This window comes from Rhizobium sp. AB2/73 (assembly GCF_020871915.1).
GTDB lineage: Bacteria > Pseudomonadota > Alphaproteobacteria > Rhizobiales > Rhizobiaceae > Rhizobium > Rhizobium dioscoreae.
In genome coordinates this window covers 1,470,527-1,488,333 of sequence record NZ_CP067071.1, presented here as the reverse complement: position 1 = coordinate 1,488,333, position 17,807 = coordinate 1,470,527, and the positions used below count along the sequence as shown (strand labels likewise).

Here is a 17,807-nt window from a genome sequence, read left to right as displayed (position 1 = left end):
ATAGTTACTCATGCTATCTGCCTCTCCCATGCAGAGAACCAGCTTCAGCAATTTCAAATGCCCCGCCGCCCGTGCACTCGAAAGCGTGGGCGACTGGTGGAGCATCCTGATCCTGCGTGATGCGCTGCAGGGATTGAGCCGGTTCGACGAATTCCAGAAAAATCTCGGCGTTGCACCGAATATCCTGACGCGGCGCCTCAAGCATCTCACAGACGAAGGTCTGTTCGAGCGGCGACTCTATCAAGAGCGGCCGCCGCGCTACGAATATGTGCTGACCGAGAAGGGTCGGGATTTCTTCCCCGTGCTGATGGCGCTCTTCACCTGGGGCAATCGGCACTTGCCTGCCGAAGAAGTCGCAATGCGCCTCGTCGACGCCAATACCGGCGAAGATCGCGACCCGCTTCTCATCGACCGCGTCACCGGCCGCGCCTTTCAGCCCGAAGACACGATGCTCGTGCCCGGGCCTGCGGCCGATGATACCGTTCATGAACGCATAGCCCAGATGAAGGCGTGGTTTCTGGGCTTCGACGCCTGACAGAATAGGAGCAAGACATGGATCGTATCGTCGTCACCGGCATGGGACTGGTTTCTCCCCTGGGCGTGGGTGTCAACGCAAGTTGGAAACGGCTGATTGAAGGGCGTTCCGGCCTCAGGCTGCTGCCTGAGGAAATGGTAAGTGATCTCACCGCCAAGATCGGTGGTGTTGTTCCCGACATCGCGGAAGATCCCGAGGCGGGCTTCGATGTCGACCGCTATGTACCCATCAAAGACCAGAAGAAAATGGATCGCTTCATCCTTCTCGCGATGGCGGCCGCTGAGGAAGCGATTCTGCAGGCCGGCTGGCAACCGACTGACGTCGGCGCTCTGGAACGGACGGCCACGATCATCGCATCGGGCGTCGGTGGTTTTCCCGCCATCGCCGATGCGGTTCGCATAGCAGAAACGAAAGGTTTGCGACGTTTGTCGCCCTTCACCATCCCTTCCTTCCTCGTCAATCTTGCCGCCGGCCAGGTGAGTATCCGCTACGGCTTCAAGGGGCCGCTGGGTGCGCCAGTCACCGCCTGTGCCGCCAGCGTTCAGGCAATTGGCGACGCGGCGCGGCTGATCCGCTCAGGCGAGGCCGATGTCGCCATCTGCGGCGGTGCCGAAGCCTGCATCGACAAAGTGAGCCTTGGCGGCTTCGCTGCAGCGCGTGCTCTCTCGACCGGCTTCAGCAACCGCCCGGAAGAAGCCTCCCGCCCCTTCGACAGCGGGCGTGACGGCTTCGTCATGGGTGAAGGTGCCGGCATGCTTGTCATCGAGACCCTGGAGCACGCCCTTGCGCGTGGCGCCACGCCGCTGGCCGAGCTTGTGGGTTATGGCACTGCCGCCGACGCCTATCACATGACGGCAGGGCCGGAAGATGGCGATGGTGCGCGCCGGGCCATGCTTGCGGCACTTTCCCAGGCTCGCATTTCACCGGCAGAGGTCAAGCATCTGAATGCGCATGCGACATCGACCCAGGTCGGTGACCGAGGCGAGATGGAAGCAATCAAGACTGTCTTCGGCCGCGACGGCGCGATCGCCGTCAGTGGCACGAAAGCCGCGACCGGCCATCTTCTGGGTGCGGCCGGCGGCATGGAAGCGATCTTCACCATCATGGCGCTGCGTGATCAAATCGCGCCGCCGACCCGCAATCTGCAGGATCCGGATCCGGCGGCTGAAGGCATCGACATCGTCGGCGGCACCGCGCGACCGATGGCCATGGACTATGCGATCTCCAACGGTTTCGGCTTTGGCGGCGTCAACGCCAGCGCGCTCTTCCGCCGCTGGCAGTAATCGCTTCTGCTTGAGATCAAAGCGCGCTAAGCTCTTCTCACATGGCTGAGGATGCACATGCGCGCTTTTTCTTTCGCCGTTTTTCTCTGCTGCTTTGCCTTTATGCCGGTCGCTTACGCGGAAGATCCGGTGCAGACGGCACAGAGCCTCATTGAGCAACAAATCGAGGCCTTTCTGCAGGATGATGCGGCGACCGCCTATTCCTTCGCCGCACCCGGCATCAGGGCGCTTTTCCCGGATAAGGACAGCTTCTTCGCCATGGTAAAGAAGAGCTACCAGCCGGTCTATCATCCCGGCAACTACGCCTTCGGCAAGAGCCGAGCGATCGAGAACGGTGCCGTCGTCTATCAGGAGGTGCTGATCACCGGCACCGATGACAAGGACTGGACAGCGATCTATCAGATAACCCGCCAGCCCGACGGCAGCTATAAGATCAACGGCGTGCAAATTCTTGCCAAAACGGCGAGCGAGGGCATCTGAGGCATGTTGCTCGCCCCCAAACGCAAACAGCGCGTCTCAAAGGAGAGACGCGCTGTCATAGAGCCTAGGCCGGATCTTATTAACCGCGAATTCTAAGCGGATTTCCTGCAGACGTATTGCCGTCGAGTTCCGGTCGCGGCTGCGGAATGACGACCGTTGAAGCCGGCATAGGCGTATTCGTGTACGTGGTCTCGCCGTTCGGAAGCGGTCCTGAAATTGCCATGTCCGTAGGCGCGGGCGTCGGGATCGGAACTGCAGTTGGGATAACGATGGCGCTCTGCGGCATGGTCACCGTCGGGTTCGAGACCGGCGTAAATGCCGCAACGGCAGACGTCGTGGACGCCGGCTGCGTTTCCGGCAGGACGAACGGAGATTGCGGCGCGCCCTGCGTGGGCACATAATTCATCGCAACCTCGTAAGCCGGAAGCGGCGCAGGCGTCTGCAATTCGCCATTGCGACCACGCTTCTCGTAGAACGCGTTGCCGCCGGCGTAAGCGACGTAGTGCATATTATCGTATGGGAATCTCAGGCCTTCGGTATGAAAGAACATCGCGTCCTTCACCTGGGGATGCCGTTCGCCGCGCAGGATCTTCGAGGCAGCAACTTCGAGGTCGGGCTTCGCCTGATCCTTGACTTCCCTGGTCATCACGCCAGGGGCGAACTGCTTTTCCTGGGCAACGACGCCGCAGATCGTGGGCGGATAGGCCCCGGAGGTCAGCCTGTTCATCACGACCGTACCGACTGCCATGTAACCACTCGGGTCGGACCGCTCCGATTCGAAGTACATTGCACGTTCGAGACAGTCCTTGTCCTTCATCGTGTAATTATAGGTAACCTTCGCGCCACGAATGGGCTTGGTGGTATTGCTGGGGGTGGGGGTTGTCTTCTGCGTCGTCGTGCAGCTGGTAGCGGCTAGGCCGACAACCAATAGTCCCGAAAGACATGCCCCGAATTTGCGTTGCGCCCTCAACGGCAAGTGCCTCCTATTTTCGGTAGTACAGCCCTTATCGATTAAGAGAATGCGTTTTAGCCGGATTTTTTCAAAATTCCAAGCAGCCACGCAATCAAATCAGCCAATGACGTTTTTCAAAGGCGGATGGACCGTTTATTCCGATTCGCTATTTTTCCCAATGCTTTATTGTCGTCGAGCTCATTTTGAAACATGGCCGGAAACGGAAATTGCCCAAGACAAGCCCGTTCCAGCCGACTCAAAATGATGTTTGTTAAGGATAGCAATCAATCGATAATAAATGATTTACCAACAGAGCAAGCTCCATGCGCCAGCCGACTTCGACGAGGATTCGCCCCGGCGCGAAACAATAAAACGACCAATTGCCACGTATGGCCGAAGGTGGTTTCCAGATCTCGCAGCCGCTCGATTTCGCCCGTTCGAACAACAGATCGACGGCTTCTTGAGAGGGCTGCATGAAGCCGATATGATAGGTATTGCAACCGACGGAAACGCCATCGACGCCGCCGAATTTCTCGACAGGCCGGCTGATGACAAGTTCAAGCCCGGCATCGTCGCGAAGGATGGCGAGGCCATTTGCGCCCCGCGTTTCCACCTCCGTCAGGCCGAAAACGGAAACAAAGAAATCCCGCGTCGCGGCGACATCGGGAACATGCAGATCCAGGTGGTTCAGTCTCATGACAGCTCCAAAAGACTTTCCCGCGGAGACATGTCGGTCGATCCGGCCCACGCCAACGCGAGACGCTCGACCACAATGGTCAAGCTCCGCGTCGCGGGCTCTCATCACCAATGGCAAGGAGCAGTGCTTCCAGATTGGAAGGGGTTGGGCCTACCGAAACCAACCCTGCCTTTTTCGACAGGCTTCAGTTAGCGCGAAATCGCCATACGAGCAAGATCGCGTGGCGCATCCTCATCGCAACAGGATCACACCGGCTCGAGATCGCCCCTCGCCCAGTTCTCCATCGTTTCGGCCATGAAATCGGCGAAGCGGCCTTCGGCGATCGACTGGCGGATTCCCTGCATCAGCTCCTGGTAGTAGGCGAGATTGTGCCAGGACAGCAGCATGCCGCCGAGCGCCTCGTTGGCGCGCACGAGGTGATGCAGATAGGCGCGGGAATAATCGCGCGAGGCCGGGCAATTGGATTGGTCGTCCAGCGGACGCATGTCTTCGGCATGGCGGGCATTGCGGATATTGACCTTGCCGCGACGGGTAAAGGCCAGTCCGTGACGGCCAGAGCGCGTCGGCATCACGCAATCGAACATATCGATGCCGCGGGCGACAGATTTGAGGATGTCGTCCGGTGTGCCGACGCCCATCAGGTAGCGCGGCTTCTCCGTCGGCAGCTCCGGAAGCGTGATCTCGAGCATGCGCAGCATGACTTCCTGCGGCTCGCCGACGGCAAGGCCGCCGACCGCATAGCCCTTCAGATCCATGCCGCTCAGCGCCTGAGCCGACCGGACGCGAAGCTCCGGAACGTCGCCGCCCTGGACGATGCCGAACATGGCCTTGCCGGGCTGGTTGCCGAAGGCGACCTTGCAGCGCTCCGCCCAACGAAGCGACATTTCCATGGCGCGCTCGATTTCCTTCGGCGTTGCCGGCAAGGCGACGCATTCGTCGAGCTGCATCTGGATATCGGAATCGAGCAGACCCTGAATCTCGATCGACCGCTCGGGCGACATGTGATGCAGGCTGCCATCGACATGCGATTTGAATGTCACACCCTGCTCATCCAGCTTGCGCAGACCGGACAGCGACATCACCTGGAATCCACCGGAATCGGTGAGGATCGGATGCGGCCAGCGGATCAGCTGATGCAGGCCGCCGAGGCGGGCGACGCGCTCGGCCGTCGGACGCAGCATCAGATGATAGGTATTGCCGAGGATGATATCGGCGCCGGTTTCGCGTACCTGGTCGAGATACATCGCCTTGACGGTACCGACGGTGCCGACCGGCATGAAGGCCGGCGTGCGGATCGTGCCGCGCGGCATGGAAACTTCGCCGAGGCGAGCGCCGCCATCGGTCTTCTTCAATTGAAACTGAAAGCTTTCGCTCATTTCGTCCTAGTCTTTCCGGTGAAGCAGGCTGCCATCGCCATAGGAATAGAAGCGATAGCCCGTCTCGATAGCATGGGTATAGGCCGCGCGCATCGTATCGAGGCCGGCAAAGGCCGATACGAGCATGAACAGGGTCGAGCGCGGCAGGTGGAAATTGGTCATCAGCATGTCAACGGCTTTGAAGCGATAGCCGGGCGTGATGAATATGCCCGTAGCACCCTGCCAAGGCTGGATGGTGCCGTCGTCAGCGGCGGCACTTTCGATCAGCCGCAGCGAGGTGGTGCCAACGCAGACGATGCGCCCGCCCCTCGCCTTGACGGCATTTAGTTTTGCGGCGGTTTCGACATCGACATAGCCGATCTCGAAATGCATCTTGTGGTCGTCGGTATCGTCGGCCTTGACGGGCAGAAAGGTACCGGCGCCGACGTGCAGCGTCACGAAATGCCGCTCGACGCCGAGAGCATCGAGCGCGGCAAACAGTGATGGCGTGAAGTGCAGGCCAGCGGTAGGTGCCGCGACGGCACCCTCTTCACGCGCATAGATCGTCTGATAGTCGGCGCGATCACGCTCGTCTTCCGGGCGCTTCGCTGCAATATAGGGTGGCAGGGGAATATGCCCGACCACGGCGATCGCTTCGTCCAGCGCTGGGCCGGAGAGATCAAACCGCAGGGTAATCTCGCCGCCCTCGCCCTTTTCCTCGACCGTCGCATAGAGCGAACCGAGCGCGCAGACATTTTCGCCGTGACCGAACTGGATGCGGTCACCGGTCTTGATGCGTTTTCCGGGCCTGGCAAAGGCCTTCCAGCGATCCGGCGCGGAGCGCATATGCAGCGTCGCCGAGACCTGTTGGCCAGGGGCGCCTTCGCGATGACGAATGCCTTCCAGCTGCGCCGGTATCACCTTGGTATCGTTAAAGATCATGGCATCGCCGGGGCGCAGGAAAGATGGCAAATCCCACACCTTATGGTCACTCAGCGTATTGGCACCATCGTTTGGATCGACGACGAGCAGGCGCGCGCTATCGCGCGGCTCGGCGGGCCTGAGCGCGATACGCTCCTCCGGCAGATCGAAATCGAAAAGGTCAACACGCATTCAATTGGTCCAGGCAGTTCATTCAGGCAAAGCGAAACCCGCCCCTCACGCCATAGGCGCAAGAGGCGGGTTTCAGGAATAATCACGATCAGACGTCGGCGGCAACCCGCGCGGATACGATCGAATCCGGATCCTTTACCGGCTCGCCGCGCTTGATCTGGTCGACGAATTCCATGCCCGAGATAACTTGGCCCCAGACGGAATACTGCTTGTTCAGCCACGGAGCGTCCGTAAAGCAGATGAAGAACTGCGAGTTGGCCGAGTTCGGGTTCTGCGAGCGGGCCATCGAGCACGTGCCGCGAACGTGCGGCGTGGCGGAGAATTCAGCCTTCAGGTCCGGCTTGGACGAACCGCCGGTGCCGGCGCGAGCGGTGTTGCCGCCAACCTTGCCATGCTCGACATCACCGGTCTGAGCCATGAAGCCATCGATGACGCGATGGAAAACAACGTTGTCATAAGCCTTTTCGCGTGCAAGCTCCTTAATGCGGGCAACATGCTCCGGAGCGACCTGCGGCAGAAGCTGAATGACAACCTGGCCCTTGGTGGTGTCCAGGATGAGGGTGTTTTCTGGATCCTTGATCTCAGCCATGTTCGTTTCCTTGTTCTCTCTGTTTGTGCATGATCCTCGCCGGATCATGCAACTTGCCTTGGCTTGATCTCATCCCAAAGCCGCGGTGCGCCTTTTGAGATCATGCCCGTGAAATCACTTCTTGGTGACGGTGACCTTGACCATCTTGTCAGGGTTGCTCACTTCGCCGTTCTGGCCTTCGCCGCGCTTGATCTTGTCGACGAACTCCATGCCCGAGACGACCTTGCCGACGACCGTGTACTGGCCGTTCAGGAAAGCGCCGTCGGCGAACATGATGAAGAACTGCGAATTGGCAGAGTTCGGGTCCTGGGCGCGCGCCATGCCGACGGTGCCACGCGTGAACGGAACCTTGGAGAATTCAGCCGGAAGATTCGGCAGGTCAGAACCGCCGGTGCCGGCCTTGTTCGGATCATAACCCTTGGAGGCATTGCCGTACTGGACGTCGCCCGTCTGGGCCATGAAGCCATCGATGACGCGATGGAAGACGACGTTGTCGTAGGCACCCTTCTTCGCCAGCGCCTCGATCTGGACAACATGCTTCGGAGCAACCTCCGGCATCAACTGGATGACCACCGGGCCGTCCTTGAGCTGGATGGTCAAAAGATCTGCGGCTGCGGCCGAGAACGCGCTGCCTGCGAAGGCGGCAAGGCTCAGGAATCCTGCCAATGCAATATGAAAGAGTTTCATGGATGCTCCGTTCGGGATTGGATTTCGGCTCAGCTGTTGCCGCTGGCCTTATTTTTGAGTTTGCCGTTCAGCGCTTCCAGAACCGCCGACGGCACGAAGGCGCTGACATCGCCGCCCATGGATGCGATCTGCCGCACCAATGTGGCGGTTATGGGCCGAGAGGCTGTCCCGGCGGGCAGAAACAGCGTCTGGATATCCGGCGCCATCTGCCTGTTCATGCCAGCCATCTGCATTTCATAATCGAGATCGGTGCCATCGCGCAGGCCACGCACCAGCAAGGTCGCGCCATGGGCACGGGCGGCATCGACGACCAGATCGTCGAAAGCGACGACGGAAATATCGCCCGCCTTCTGCGGCAGAGCCTCACCGAGCGATCTGCGGATGAGCTCCGCCCGCTCCTCGAAGGAGAAAAGCGGCTTCTTGCCAGGGTGAATTCCAATCGCGACGATCACCTTGGCGGCGACGTTCAACGCCTGCACGAGGACATCCAGATGTCCGTTGGTCATCGGGTCGAAAGACCCAGGATAGAAGGCTGTCGTCATTACCAGGCCGGCTCGTTGTTTCGACGCCTTTTGTCATGGATGAGACCGTATCGCAAGTGATTTGCAACCCGGCGGCCGCCGCTGAACTGCAGATGAACGCACCGTTCAAGCCCGTTTCAGCTCGACAATGCTTTACTGACATCAACATCGAAACGGGCCTGCTTCAATGGCTCGCCGATCTCGATTTCAGGGACTCATGCCATGCTCGTCTTCATCATCGCAGGCGCCGTCATCGGTTCATTTTTCGTCGAATACCTCGTTCATCTTTTCGCCGACAATTATGAGATCGAATGGGATTCCGCCTCGGAAAACGGCAAAGACATCGATTTTGCCCAAGAAATCGCCACTGCCATGCGCAGGACGCATCGCGAATCTGAACGCCAGATGAACAAGGCATTCAAGGTCGCTTCAGATGCGCATTGCTAGATAGCTCTCAATATCGGCGGAACCATTTTGGAAACGTCGCGTTAACAGTCCGAAACTCAGATTGCACATTGCGGCAAGAAGGAAGAAGAGTATGCCCGACAAGATCACCCTTATTAACGTTGTTTGGATGGCCATGATTTCGGGAATGCTCGCAGCAACCGTTGCGCTTTACGATCAGAAACCCGACCAGTCGAAGATCTACGGTCCCTTTGCTTCGGCTCGTCCCTTCGTTGCATCGAGCCAGTACTAAGGGATCTGAACGCTAGCCCCACCAAAGGAGGGAGCGATCATGTTCACCATTTTGACGCTGCTTACACTTTTCATCAGCATCATGTTTGTCGTGTCAGTCGCATCCACCATTTCGGCGCTTCATCGCGAAAGCGAAGAGAGCAAGAGGCTGCATAAGCGTCACAAGACGCTCTGATCTCCGCGCACCGAGCATCTCTCCCCGCCATATGCTCGGATGGACCCTGAACCGGACGCTTTCCCCGCCAGCGTCCGGTTTTTTATTGCCATTATCGTCCCGGCGCTTTCCCTTCAGGCCTGCCGCAAAGATGCAAAATCGTGATTTCGCAAGTGAAGCGCGCCAGCCGCTTCAATCATGCTATGATGATCGCGGTTCATTGAGGGATCGAGATGCGCATTGTCCTGACCGGCAGCTCCGGGCGACTTGGCCGGGCGATCTTTAATGCGCTGGCGCCAAGCCATAGGGTGATCGGCATCGATCGTTCACCGTTTTCGACGACGCATCTCCTCGGAGATTTTACCGACGCGGCATTGCTGCGCCAGGCGCTGACGGGTGCGGATGCAGTCATCCATTGCGCGGCCCTGCATGCCCCTCATGTCGGCGCGGTTTCCGACGATGAATTTCGCCGCATTAATGTGGACGGAACACGGCAGCTTGCGCAAGCGGCACTGGCTGCCGGCGTTAAGAGACTGGTGTTTACCAGCACGACCGCACTTTATGGTCGCGCCGTCGCTCCCGGTCATTGCACATGGGTCGATGAAGACACCGTACCGCAACCGAAAAGCATCTATCACCGCACGAAACTGGAAGCCGAGCAGATCCTTAAAGGGATGACTGGCCCGGATTCGCAGGTCCGCGTTTTACGCATGTCTCGAAGTTTTCCAGAAACAGCCAATGTGATGGCTGTTCATCGCCTGCATCGCGGTGTCGATATCCGCGATGTCGCGGACGCCCATGTCGCGGCGCTGACGAATGGCGGCAAAGATTTTCAACGACATATTGTTTCCGCCGGCACGTTGTTCAAACCGGAAGATTGCGAGGCGCTCGCGGTGGACGCCGCCTCCATCATCCAGCTGCGCGCGCCTGGCCTTGCCGCCAAATTTGCACAGCGAAACTGGTCGCTGCCTGACAGAATCGATCGCGTTTACGCATCGAAATCTGCGGGCGCGGTCCTCGGCTGGCATTTCCGCTTTGGCTATGATGAGGTTTTTGCGCAACTGGATCGGGAGAGCCTCGAGGTTCTGCCGCCTTTTTCGCAAAACTACGAACGCCCGGAATAACGGGTTGGGAAATGGCCGCCAGATCCGGGCAGGCCATGCTCTAAATGACAATCGCATGAGCCTGCTGCCAAGCTCATGCGATTGAAAACCTTCAGCTTCCAGATGGCCGATCGAGCCCCCGCTGGTCTCCCCGAGCGGGCGCAACGAAGACTATTCTTCGCTGCCACCCTCGCTACCGGCACCTCCTGCTTCACCGGCAGCAGCATCGTCCTCGGCTGCCGAAGCATCATCCTCATCGCCTTCCGGCTCGCTGATACGCTCGACGGATACGACCTTCTCGTCCTTGGCGGTCGAGAAGATGGTGACGCCCTTGGTGGCGCGGCTGGCGATGCGGATGCCGCCGACGGGCACGCGAATCAGCTGACCGCCATCCGAGACAAGCATGATCTGATCGCCGTCTTCGACCGGGAAGGCAGCAACAAGCTCGCCGATCTCGCCCGTCTTCGACGTGTCGGTGGCGCGGATACCCTTGCCGCCGCGGCCGGAGATACGGAAATCGTAGGAAGACGAACGCTTGCCGAAACCCTTCTCCGAAACTGTCAGAACGAATTGCTCGAGAGCCTTGAGCTCCTCGTAGCGCTCATCACTGAGCTGTCCCTCTTCGGTGACTTCTTCGCCGACCAGCGCGATTTCCTCGTCATCGCCCGTTGCGGAGCGGCGCTCGCTGACGGAGCGCTTGAGATAGGCCGCGCGCTCCCATGGCTCGGCATCCACGTGGCGAACGATCGTCATCGAAATGATGCGGTCGCCGGATGCAAGGCTGATGCCGCGCACGCCGATCGAGTTACGACCGGCAAAGACGCGTACATCGGATACCGAGAAGCGGATGCATTGGCCGAGCGCTGTCGTCATCAGCACGTCGTCGTGTTCGGTGCAGGTCTCGACGGAGAGGATTTCATCACCCTCTTCCTCGAGCTTCATGGCGATTTTGCCGTTGCGGTTGACCTGCACGAAATCCGACAGCTTGTTGCGACGCACGGTTCCGCGCGTCGTCGTGAACATCACGTCGAGATTGTCCCAGCTATCCTCATCCTCCGGCAGAGGCATGATCGTGGTGATGCGTTCGCCGGGTTCCAGCGGCAGCATGTTGATCAGTGCCTTGCCGCGCGATGTCGGCGTGCCGATCGGCAGACGCCAGACCTTTTCCTTGTAGACGATACCGCGGGACGAAAAGAACAGAACCGGCGTATGTGTATTGAGAACGAATAGCCGGGTAACAAAATCCTCGTCGCGGGTGGTCATTCCCGAGCGGCCCTTGCCGCCGCGGCGCTGCGCACGATAGGTGGTCAGCGGCACGCGCTTGATATAGCCGAGATGGGACACGGTGACGACCATGTCCTCGCGGGCGATCAGATCCTCGTCGTCCATCTCGAGGCCGCCATCGACGATCTCGGTGCGGCGGGGCGTTCCGAACTCATCGCGAACCGCGGCAAGCTCTTCTTTTACAATGGTTTGGATGCGGGCACGCGACGAGAGAATATCAAGGTAGTCCTTGATCTCGGCGCCAATCTGGTTGAGCTCCTCGTCGATTTCATCGCGGCCAAGAGCGGTCAGACGTGCCAGACGCAGTTCTAGAATGGCGCGCGCCTGCTCTTCCGAGAGGTTGTAAGTGCCGTCCTCGTTAATGCGGTGACGCGGGTCATCGATTAGCCGGATAAGCGATTCGACATCCGCTGCATTCCAGCGGCGCGTCATCAGTTCTTCACGGGCCGATTGCGGATCGGGCGCTTGCCGAATGACGCGGATGACTTCATCGATATTGGCGACCGCAATCGCCAGACCAACCAAGACGTGAGCGCGATCGCGCGCCTTGCGCAGCAGATACTTCGTGCGGCGGCTGATGACTTCCTCACGGAACGCCACGAAAGCGCGCAGCATGTCCATCAGGTTCATCTGCTCCGGCTTGCCGCCGTTCAGCGCCACCATGTTGCAGCCGAAGGAGGTCTGCAGCGGCGTGTAGCGATAAAGCTGGTTCAGGATGACGTCTGCATTGGCGTCGCGCTTCAGCTCGACGACGACGCGATAGCCCTGGCGGTCGGATTCGTCGCGCAGATCCGAGATGCCTTCGATGCGCTTCTCGCGCACGAGTTCGGCCATCTTCTCGATCATCGACGCCTTGTTCACCTGATAGGGAATCTCGGTGATGATGATCTGCTCGCGATCGCCGCGCATCGGCTCGATGGTCGCGACACCGCGCATGACGACGGAGCCGCGCCCCGTCTCATAGGCGGAGCGGATGCCGGCGCGGCCGAGGATTTTCGCACCGGTCGGAAAATCCGGACCGGGGATGATCTCCATCATCTCAGGCAGCTCGATCGCAGGATTGTCGATCAGCGCGATACAGCCATTGATGACTTCGGAGAGGTTGTGCGGCGGAATGTTCGTCGCCATGCCGACGGCGATGCCGCCCGAGCCGTTGACCAGCAGGTTCGGGAAGCGTGCCGGCAGAACCTTCGGCTCTTCCGTCGTCGCATCGTAGTTTTCCTGGAAATCGACCGTTTCCTTGTCGATATCCTCAAGAAGTTCGTGGGCGACCTTCGTCAGGCGCGATTCCGTATAACGCATCGCCGCCGGCGGATCGCCGTCGATAGAGCCGAAATTGCCCTGCCCGTCGATGAGCGGCACGCGCATCGACCAGTCCTGCGCCATGCGGACCAAGGCGTCGTAGATCGAGGCGTCGCCGTGCGGGTGGTAGCTACCCATGACGTCAGCGACGGGACGGGCCGACTTCACATATTTGCGGTTCCAGTGATAGCCGCTCTGATGCGCCGCATAAAGGATGCGCCGATGAACGGGCTTCAGACCATCACGGACGTCGGGAAGCGCGCGGCTGACGATCACGCTCATGGCGTAATCGAGATACGACCGCTGCATTTCCTCCATGATGGAAATCGGCTCGATGCCTGGCGGGAGCTTCCCGCCGCCGGGTGGTGTTTGCTCAGTCAAAACAGATCACGATCTCTTTTAGAATCACTGCGAAATTTATAGCCGAAAGGCCTGGCGAGCGCCAATTTGGGCCGGTGTTTTTGAACAGGTTTTGCCCCTTTAAGCCATGGAATCGAACATTTCCATGGCGAAATCCATCGACGCGGATGCATGGCCCTTTGCGAAAGCCCATTCCTCGCATAACAATGCTTGATAACAACGACAGAACAAGCTCTGGGGACTATATGGCGAGCGCGGATACGCTGATCAATGCCTTCACGACTCTGCTTGTCACTGTCGATCCACCGGGGCTCGCACCGCTTTTCATCGGACTTACGGCTGGCATGAACCGTTCGGAGCGCAAGCAGGTGGCGCTGCGCGGATCGCTGATCGCCTTCTTCATCCTGGCGGCCTTCGCCCTGTTCGGCGCAAGCGTGCTAGGCGTGCTCGGCATCTCGATCGGCGCTTTCCGTATTGCCGGCGGGCTACTGCTCTTCTGGATCGCCTTCGAGATGGTGTTCGAGCGGCGCCAGGACAGGAAAGAGAAGACGACGGAAGTCGCCATTACCAAGGATCATATCCGCAATATCGCGGTTTTCCCTCTCGCCCTACCCTTGATCGCCGGTCCCGGCGCCATCTCGGCGACAATCCTTTTGGCAGGATCGCTGCAAACCACGCTCGACCGCGCGCAACTGATCGGCGTCATCGCCGTCAACCTCGCTCTCGTCTTTGCGGCCCTTGCCATTTCCGACAGGCTCGATCGCATGCTGGGCGCCACCGGACGCGCCATCCTGACCCGCTTGCTCGGGGTTATCCTTGCGGCGCTTGCCGCGCAATTCGTCGTGGATGGCGCAAAGGCAGCTCTCACGCTTTCATGAAAAAGCCCGCCGGGAAGGCGGGCCATCGAAAGTCAAACGGGGAACGTCCGTCTCAGAACGGGATGTCGTCGTCCAGATCGCGCGAGAAATTACCGCCGCCGCCCTGGCTGCCACCACGATTGCCGCCGCCGCGCGAAGAGCCTTGCGACGAAGACTGGCCGTAATCGTCGCCACCACCGTAGTCGCCGCCATAACCGCCGCCAAAGTCACCGCCGCCGCGGCCGCCACGGCTGCCGCCTTCCATGGAACCACCGCCTTCGCCGCGACCATCGAGCATGGTCAGTGTCGAATTGAAGCCCTGCAGCACAACTTCCGTGGAGTAGCGGTCCTGACCGTTCTGGTCCTGCCATTTGCGGGTTTGCAGCGCACCTTCGATGTAGACCTTGGCACCCTTCTTCAAATACTGCTCCGCGACCTTGCAGAGACCTTCATTGAAGATGACGACGCGGTGCCATTCAGTCTTTTCCTTTCGCTCGCCGGAATTGCGGTCACGCCAGGTTTCCGACGTGGCAATGTTGAGGTTGGCGATCGGACGGCCGTCCTGCGTGCGGCGGATTTCCGGGTCCGCCCCGAGATTTCCAATCAGAATTACCTTGTTCACACTACCGGCCATGACACCACCCTGCTTGCCGTCCATCGACGGCTCTGAAATTCAATCCTGGCACCTTAGCCCATAGCAGGCGTCAGGTGCTATTTATGCGGCCTTCCCAGTTCCGTTCATCCACAAAGAAATCGCCGCGATAATTTTGTTCTTTATTTGTTCTAATTTATCCCTATGATGATGTCAACGGAATCGAAAACCCGGCTCTACCCTTCATTTCAGCCTCGACTCGCGGGCTGACATCACTAAATAAAGGCAGACTCCAAGGGACCTGCATACGACGATGAGCGAACTGAAGACTATTTCCATACGTGGTGCGCGCGAGCACAATCTCAAGGGCATCGATCTTGACCTGCCACGCAACAAGCTGATCGTCATGACCGGCCTTTCCGGCTCCGGCAAGTCATCGCTCGCCTTCGACACGATCTATGCCGAGGGCCAGCGCCGCTATGTCGAAAGCCTTTCGGCCTATGCGCGCCAGTTCCTCGAAATGATGCAGAAGCCGGATGTCGACCAGATCGACGGCCTCTCGCCGGCGATCTCGATCGAGCAGAAGACCACCTCGCGCAATCCGCGCTCGACGGTCGGCACGGTCACGGAAATCTACGACTATATGCGTCTGCTGTTTGCCCGCGTCGGCGTTCCCTATTCGCCTGTGACGGGCCTGCCGATCGAGAGCCAGACCGTCAGCCAGATGGTCGATCGCGTTCTCGCTTATGAGGAGGGCACCAGACTTTACATTCTGGCACCGCTCGTGCGCGGACGTAAGGGGGAATACAAGAAGGAACTGGCGGAGCTCATGAAAAAGGGCTTCCAGCGCGTAAAGGTCGACGGCCAGTTCTACGAGATCGCCGATGTGCCTGTTCTCGACAAGAAGTACAAGCATGACATCGATGTCGTGGTCGACCGCATCGTCGTGCGTCCGGACATGGCAGCGCGTCTTGCCGACAGCTTTGAGACATCGCTGCGCCTTGCCGACGGTCTTGCGGTCGCGGAATTCGCCGATAAGCCGTTGCCGCCGGAGGAGACCGCTGCCGGCGGCTCAGCCAACAAGTCGCTGAACGAAACGCACGAGCGAGTGCTGTTCTCGGAGAAATTTGCCTGCCCGGTTTCCGGCTTCACCATTCCGGAAATCGAGCCGCGCCTGTTCTCGTTCAACAATCCCTTCGGCGCCTGTCCGTCCTGTGACGGTCTCGGCTCGCAGCAGAAGATCGATCCGGAACTGATCGTGCCGGAACCCGAGCGCACGCTGCGCGATGGCGCGATCGCTCCCTGGGCCAAGTCGACCTCGCCCTATTACAATCAGACGCTGGAGGCGCTCGGCAAGCATTATGGCTTCAAGCTCGGCAATCGCTGGAACGAACTGTCCGACAAGGCCAAGGATGTCATCCTGAACGGCACGGAAGACAAGATCGAATTCCATTATGCCGATGGCGCGCGCTCCTACACCACGCACAAGAATTTCGAAGGCATCGTGCCGAACCTCGAGCGCCGCTGGAAGGAAACGGATTCGGCCTGGGCGCGCGAGGAGATCGAACGCTTCATGTCGGCCGCCCCCTGCCCGGCCTGCAACGGCTATCGCCTGAAGCCGGAAGCCCTGGCGGTCAAGATCGACAAGCTGCACATCAGCCAGGTGGCGGAGATGTCGATCCGCGTTGCCCGCGACTGGTTCGACGCGCTGCCGGGAACATTCACTGACAAGCAGAACGAGATTGCTGTCCGCATCCTCAAGGAAATCCGCGATCGCCTGCGTTTCCTCAATGATGTCGGCCTCGAATATCTGAGCCTATCGCGCAATTCGGGCACGCTGTCCGGTGGCGAAAGCCAGCGCATCCGGCTGGCATCGCAGATCGGTTCCGGATTGACGGGCGTTCTCTATGTTCTTGACGAGCCCTCCATCGGACTGCATCAGCGCGACAATGCCCGCCTGCTGGAGACGCTGAAGCATCTGCGCGATATCGGCAACACCGTCATTGTCGTCGAGCATGACGAGGATGCGATCCTGACCGCCGATGACGTGGTCGATATCGGGCCGGCGGCCGGCGTGCATGGAGGCCAAGTGGTGGCGCATGGCACACCGCAGGAGATCATGGCGAACCCGAAGTCACTGACCGGTAGATATCTCTCAGGCGAGCTCGGCGTTCCGGTTCCCGATGAACGTCGTAAGCCCAAGAAGGGCAAGGAAATCAAGGTTGTCGGCGCGCGAGGCAACAACCTGAAGAACGTCACGGCGTCTATCCCGCTCGGCGTGTTTACGGCGGTCACAGGCGTTTCCGGTGGCGGCAAATCCACCTTCCTGATCGAGACGCTTTACAAGTCGGCGGCACGCCGCGTCATGGGTGCTCGCGAGATTCCTGCCGACCACGACCGCATCGACGGTTTCGAGCATATCGACAAGGTGATCGATATCGACCAGTCGCCCATCGGCCGCACCCCGCGCTCGAACCCGGCGACCTATACCGGCGCCTTCACGCCGATCCGCGACTGGTTCGCCGGATTGCCGGAAGCCAAGGCGCGCGGCTATCAGCCTGGCCGCTTCTCCTTCAACGTCAAGGGTGGCCGCTGCGAGGCTTGCCAAGGTGACGGCGTCATCAAGATCGAGATGCACTTCCTGCCCGACGTCTACGTCACCTGCGACGTCTGCCACGGCAAACGCTATAACCGCGAGACGCTTGATGTCACCTTCAAGACAAAGTCGATCGCGGACGTGCTCGACATGACGGTCGAGGAAGGTGTCGATTTCTTTGCGGCCGTTCCCGCCGTGCGCGACAAGCTGCAGAGCCTGAAGGATGTCGGCCTCGGCTATATCAAGGTGGGACAGCAGGCCAATACGCTTTCGGGTGGCGAGGCACAGCGCGTCAAGCTAGCCAAGGAACTGTCGAAGCGATCGACGGGCCGCACGCTCTACATTCTCGACGAACCCACAACCGGGCTGCACTTTCACGACGTCGCCAAACTTCTGGAAATGCTGCACGAACTGGTCAATCAGGGTAATTCCGTCGTCGTCATCGAGCACAATCTCGAAGTCATCAAAACTGCCGACTGGATCCTCGATTTCGGCCCCGAGGGCGGCGATGGCGGCGGCGAGATCGTGGCTGTCGGCACGCCGGAGACGATTGTCAAGGAAAAGCGCTCCTATACGGGGCAGTTCCTGAAGGAGTTGCTGGAGCGGCGCCCGATGAAGAAGGTTGCGGCGGCGGAGTAAGTTATCCGGTCG

General features: G+C 59.6%; 18 protein-coding genes. 9 read left to right on the top strand and 9 right to left on the bottom strand.

What is annotated here, in order from left to right; genetic code table 11:
• Window positions 1-28: 28 nt before the first annotated feature.
• From I8E17_RS07485 to I8E17_RS07475, 3 genes are read left to right on the top strand one after another with little or no spacing between them, the layout of a single operon-like run.
• Window positions 29-535, top strand: a complete 507-nt coding sequence (locus I8E17_RS07485; RefSeq protein ID WP_069612177.1) for a helix-turn-helix domain-containing protein — start codon at window positions 29-31, stop codon at window positions 533-535.
• A 17-nt stretch (window positions 536-552) separates the two neighbouring features.
• Window positions 553-1,818 carry a beta-ketoacyl-ACP synthase II gene (fabF, locus tag I8E17_RS07480; protein ID WP_069612176.1) on the top strand — a complete coding sequence of 422 codons (1,266 nt, stop codon included), beginning with the start codon at window positions 553-555 and terminating at the stop codon, window positions 1,816-1,818.
• A gap of 57 nt (window positions 1,819-1,875) precedes the next feature.
• Window positions 1,876-2,298, top strand: a complete 423-nt coding sequence (locus I8E17_RS07475; protein WP_069612175.1) for a DUF4864 domain-containing protein — start codon at window positions 1,876-1,878, stop codon at window positions 2,296-2,298.
• Window positions 2,299-2,377: 79 nt separating this feature from the next.
• Here I8E17_RS07475 and I8E17_RS07470 read toward each other — a convergent pair whose 3' ends face one another.
• From I8E17_RS07470 to coaD, 7 genes are all read right to left on the bottom strand, one after another.
• Complete coding sequence (locus tag I8E17_RS07470) at window positions 2,378-3,268, bottom strand: cell wall hydrolase (RefSeq protein WP_069612174.1); 891 nt, start codon at window positions 3,266-3,268, stop codon at window positions 2,378-2,380.
• Between the two features lie 253 nt (window positions 3,269-3,521).
• Window positions 3,522-3,947 (bottom strand): VOC family protein, encoded by a 426-nt coding sequence (locus I8E17_RS07465; RefSeq protein ID WP_069612173.1) that lies wholly within the window; start codon window positions 3,945-3,947, stop codon window positions 3,522-3,524.
• A gap of 245 nt (window positions 3,948-4,192) precedes the next feature.
• Window positions 4,193-5,323: a tRNA guanosine(34) transglycosylase Tgt gene (gene tgt, locus I8E17_RS07460; protein WP_069612172.1), complete on the bottom strand. Its 1,131-nt coding sequence runs from the start codon at window positions 5,321-5,323 to the stop codon at window positions 4,193-4,195.
• A 6-nt stretch (window positions 5,324-5,329) separates the two neighbouring features.
• The gene (gene queA / locus I8E17_RS07455) at window positions 5,330-6,415 is read right to left on the bottom strand and encodes a tRNA preQ1(34) S-adenosylmethionine ribosyltransferase-isomerase QueA (protein WP_069612171.1); all 1,086 of its coding nucleotides are present in this window, start codon (window positions 6,413-6,415) and stop codon (window positions 5,330-5,332) included.
• 88 nt (window positions 6,416-6,503) lie between these two features.
• Entirely contained in the window at window positions 6,504-7,004 is a 501-nt protein-coding gene (locus I8E17_RS07450) for a peptidylprolyl isomerase (protein ID WP_069612170.1), read from the bottom strand.
• A 114-nt stretch (window positions 7,005-7,118) separates the two neighbouring features.
• Window positions 7,119-7,691, bottom strand: a complete 573-nt coding sequence (locus tag I8E17_RS07445; protein ID WP_113366757.1) for a peptidylprolyl isomerase — start codon at window positions 7,689-7,691, stop codon at window positions 7,119-7,121.
• A gap of 29 nt (window positions 7,692-7,720) precedes the next feature.
• Complete coding sequence (gene coaD / locus I8E17_RS07440) at window positions 7,721-8,233, bottom strand: pantetheine-phosphate adenylyltransferase (RefSeq protein WP_069612168.1); 513 nt, start codon at window positions 8,231-8,233, stop codon at window positions 7,721-7,723.
• A gap of 201 nt (window positions 8,234-8,434) precedes the next feature.
• Between coaD and I8E17_RS07435 the strand changes: the two genes are divergently transcribed.
• The 4 genes from I8E17_RS07435 (at window position 8,435) to I8E17_RS07425 (ending at window position 10,186) form a co-directional block, all read left to right on the top strand.
• Window positions 8,435-8,659 (top strand): hypothetical protein, encoded by a 225-nt coding sequence (locus tag I8E17_RS07435; RefSeq protein WP_069612167.1) that lies wholly within the window; start codon window positions 8,435-8,437, stop codon window positions 8,657-8,659.
• Window positions 8,660-8,750: 91 nt separating this feature from the next.
• On the top strand, window positions 8,751-8,909 hold the full coding sequence (locus tag I8E17_RS07430) for a hypothetical protein (protein ID WP_015339886.1): 159 nt from the start codon (window positions 8,751-8,753) through the stop codon (window positions 8,907-8,909).
• Window positions 8,910-8,948: 39 nt separating this feature from the next.
• Entirely contained in the window at window positions 8,949-9,083 is a 135-nt protein-coding gene (locus tag I8E17_RS35280; protein WP_257713997.1) for a hypothetical protein, read from the top strand.
• Between the two features lie 212 nt (window positions 9,084-9,295).
• Window positions 9,296-10,186, top strand: a complete 891-nt coding sequence (locus I8E17_RS07425; RefSeq protein WP_069612166.1) for an NAD(P)-dependent oxidoreductase — start codon at window positions 9,296-9,298, stop codon at window positions 10,184-10,186.
• A gap of 150 nt (window positions 10,187-10,336) precedes the next feature.
• Here the strand turns inward: I8E17_RS07425 and gyrA are convergent, their stop codons facing one another.
• On the bottom strand, window positions 10,337-13,132 hold the full coding sequence (gene gyrA / locus I8E17_RS07420) for a DNA gyrase subunit A (protein WP_069612165.1): 2,796 nt from the start codon (window positions 13,130-13,132) through the stop codon (window positions 10,337-10,339).
• Window positions 13,133-13,356: 224 nt separating this feature from the next.
• Here gyrA and I8E17_RS07415 point away from each other — a divergent pair, with 224 nt between their 5' ends.
• A complete protein-coding gene (locus tag I8E17_RS07415; protein WP_069612164.1) occupies window positions 13,357-13,989 on the top strand; it encodes a MarC family protein in 633 nt (210 codons plus the stop codon).
• A gap of 52 nt (window positions 13,990-14,041) precedes the next feature.
• On the opposite strand, the gene I8E17_RS07410 is transcribed toward I8E17_RS07415, so the two are convergent.
• Window positions 14,042-14,602 (bottom strand): single-stranded DNA-binding protein, encoded by a 561-nt coding sequence (locus I8E17_RS07410; RefSeq protein ID WP_069612300.1) that lies wholly within the window; start codon window positions 14,600-14,602, stop codon window positions 14,042-14,044.
• A 271-nt stretch (window positions 14,603-14,873) separates the two neighbouring features.
• On the opposite strand from I8E17_RS07410, the gene uvrA reads away from it, so the two are divergent.
• Complete coding sequence (gene uvrA / locus I8E17_RS07405; protein ID WP_069612163.1) at window positions 14,874-17,795, top strand: excinuclease ABC subunit UvrA; 2,922 nt, start codon at window positions 14,874-14,876, stop codon at window positions 17,793-17,795.
• The last annotated feature ends 12 nt before the right edge of the window (window positions 17,796-17,807 follow it).

Bases quoted from the DNA above. Each gene is read 5' to 3' on its own strand.
- I8E17_RS07485 (WP_069612177.1), top strand. From the start codon at position 29: ATGCAGAGAACCAGCTTCAGCAATTTCAAATGCCCCGCCGCCCGTGCA.
- fabF (WP_069612176.1), top strand. From the start codon at position 553: ATGGATCGTATCGTCGTCACCGGCATGGGACTGGTTTCTCCCCTGGGC.
- I8E17_RS07475 (WP_069612175.1), top strand. From the start codon at position 1,876: ATGCGCGCTTTTTCTTTCGCCGTTTTTCTCTGCTGCTTTGCCTTTATG.
- I8E17_RS07465 (WP_069612173.1), bottom strand. From the start codon at position 3,947: ATGAGACTGAACCACCTGGATCTGCATGTTCCCGATGTCGCCGCGACG.
- tgt (WP_069612172.1), bottom strand. From the start codon at position 5,323: ATGAGCGAAAGCTTTCAGTTTCAATTGAAGAAGACCGATGGCGGCGCT.
- queA (WP_069612171.1), bottom strand. From the start codon at position 6,415: ATGCGTGTTGACCTTTTCGATTTCGATCTGCCGGAGGAGCGTATCGCG.
- I8E17_RS07450 (WP_069612170.1), bottom strand. From the start codon at position 7,004: ATGGCTGAGATCAAGGATCCAGAAAACACCCTCATCCTGGACACCACC.
- I8E17_RS07445 (WP_113366757.1), bottom strand. From the start codon at position 7,691: ATGAAACTCTTTCATATTGCATTGGCAGGATTCCTGAGCCTTGCCGCC.
- coaD (WP_069612168.1), bottom strand. From the start codon at position 8,233: ATGACGACAGCCTTCTATCCTGGGTCTTTCGACCCGATGACCAACGGA.
- I8E17_RS07435 (WP_069612167.1), top strand. From the start codon at position 8,435: ATGCTCGTCTTCATCATCGCAGGCGCCGTCATCGGTTCATTTTTCGTC.
- I8E17_RS07430 (WP_015339886.1), top strand. From the start codon at position 8,751: ATGCCCGACAAGATCACCCTTATTAACGTTGTTTGGATGGCCATGATT.
- I8E17_RS35280 (WP_257713997.1), top strand. From the start codon at position 8,949: ATGTTCACCATTTTGACGCTGCTTACACTTTTCATCAGCATCATGTTT.
- I8E17_RS07425 (WP_069612166.1), top strand. From the start codon at position 9,296: ATGCGCATTGTCCTGACCGGCAGCTCCGGGCGACTTGGCCGGGCGATC.
- I8E17_RS07415 (WP_069612164.1), top strand. From the start codon at position 13,357: ATGGCGAGCGCGGATACGCTGATCAATGCCTTCACGACTCTGCTTGTC.
- I8E17_RS07410 (WP_069612300.1), bottom strand. From the start codon at position 14,602: ATGGCCGGTAGTGTGAACAAGGTAATTCTGATTGGAAATCTCGGGGCG.
- uvrA (WP_069612163.1), top strand. From the start codon at position 14,874: ATGAGCGAACTGAAGACTATTTCCATACGTGGTGCGCGCGAGCACAAT.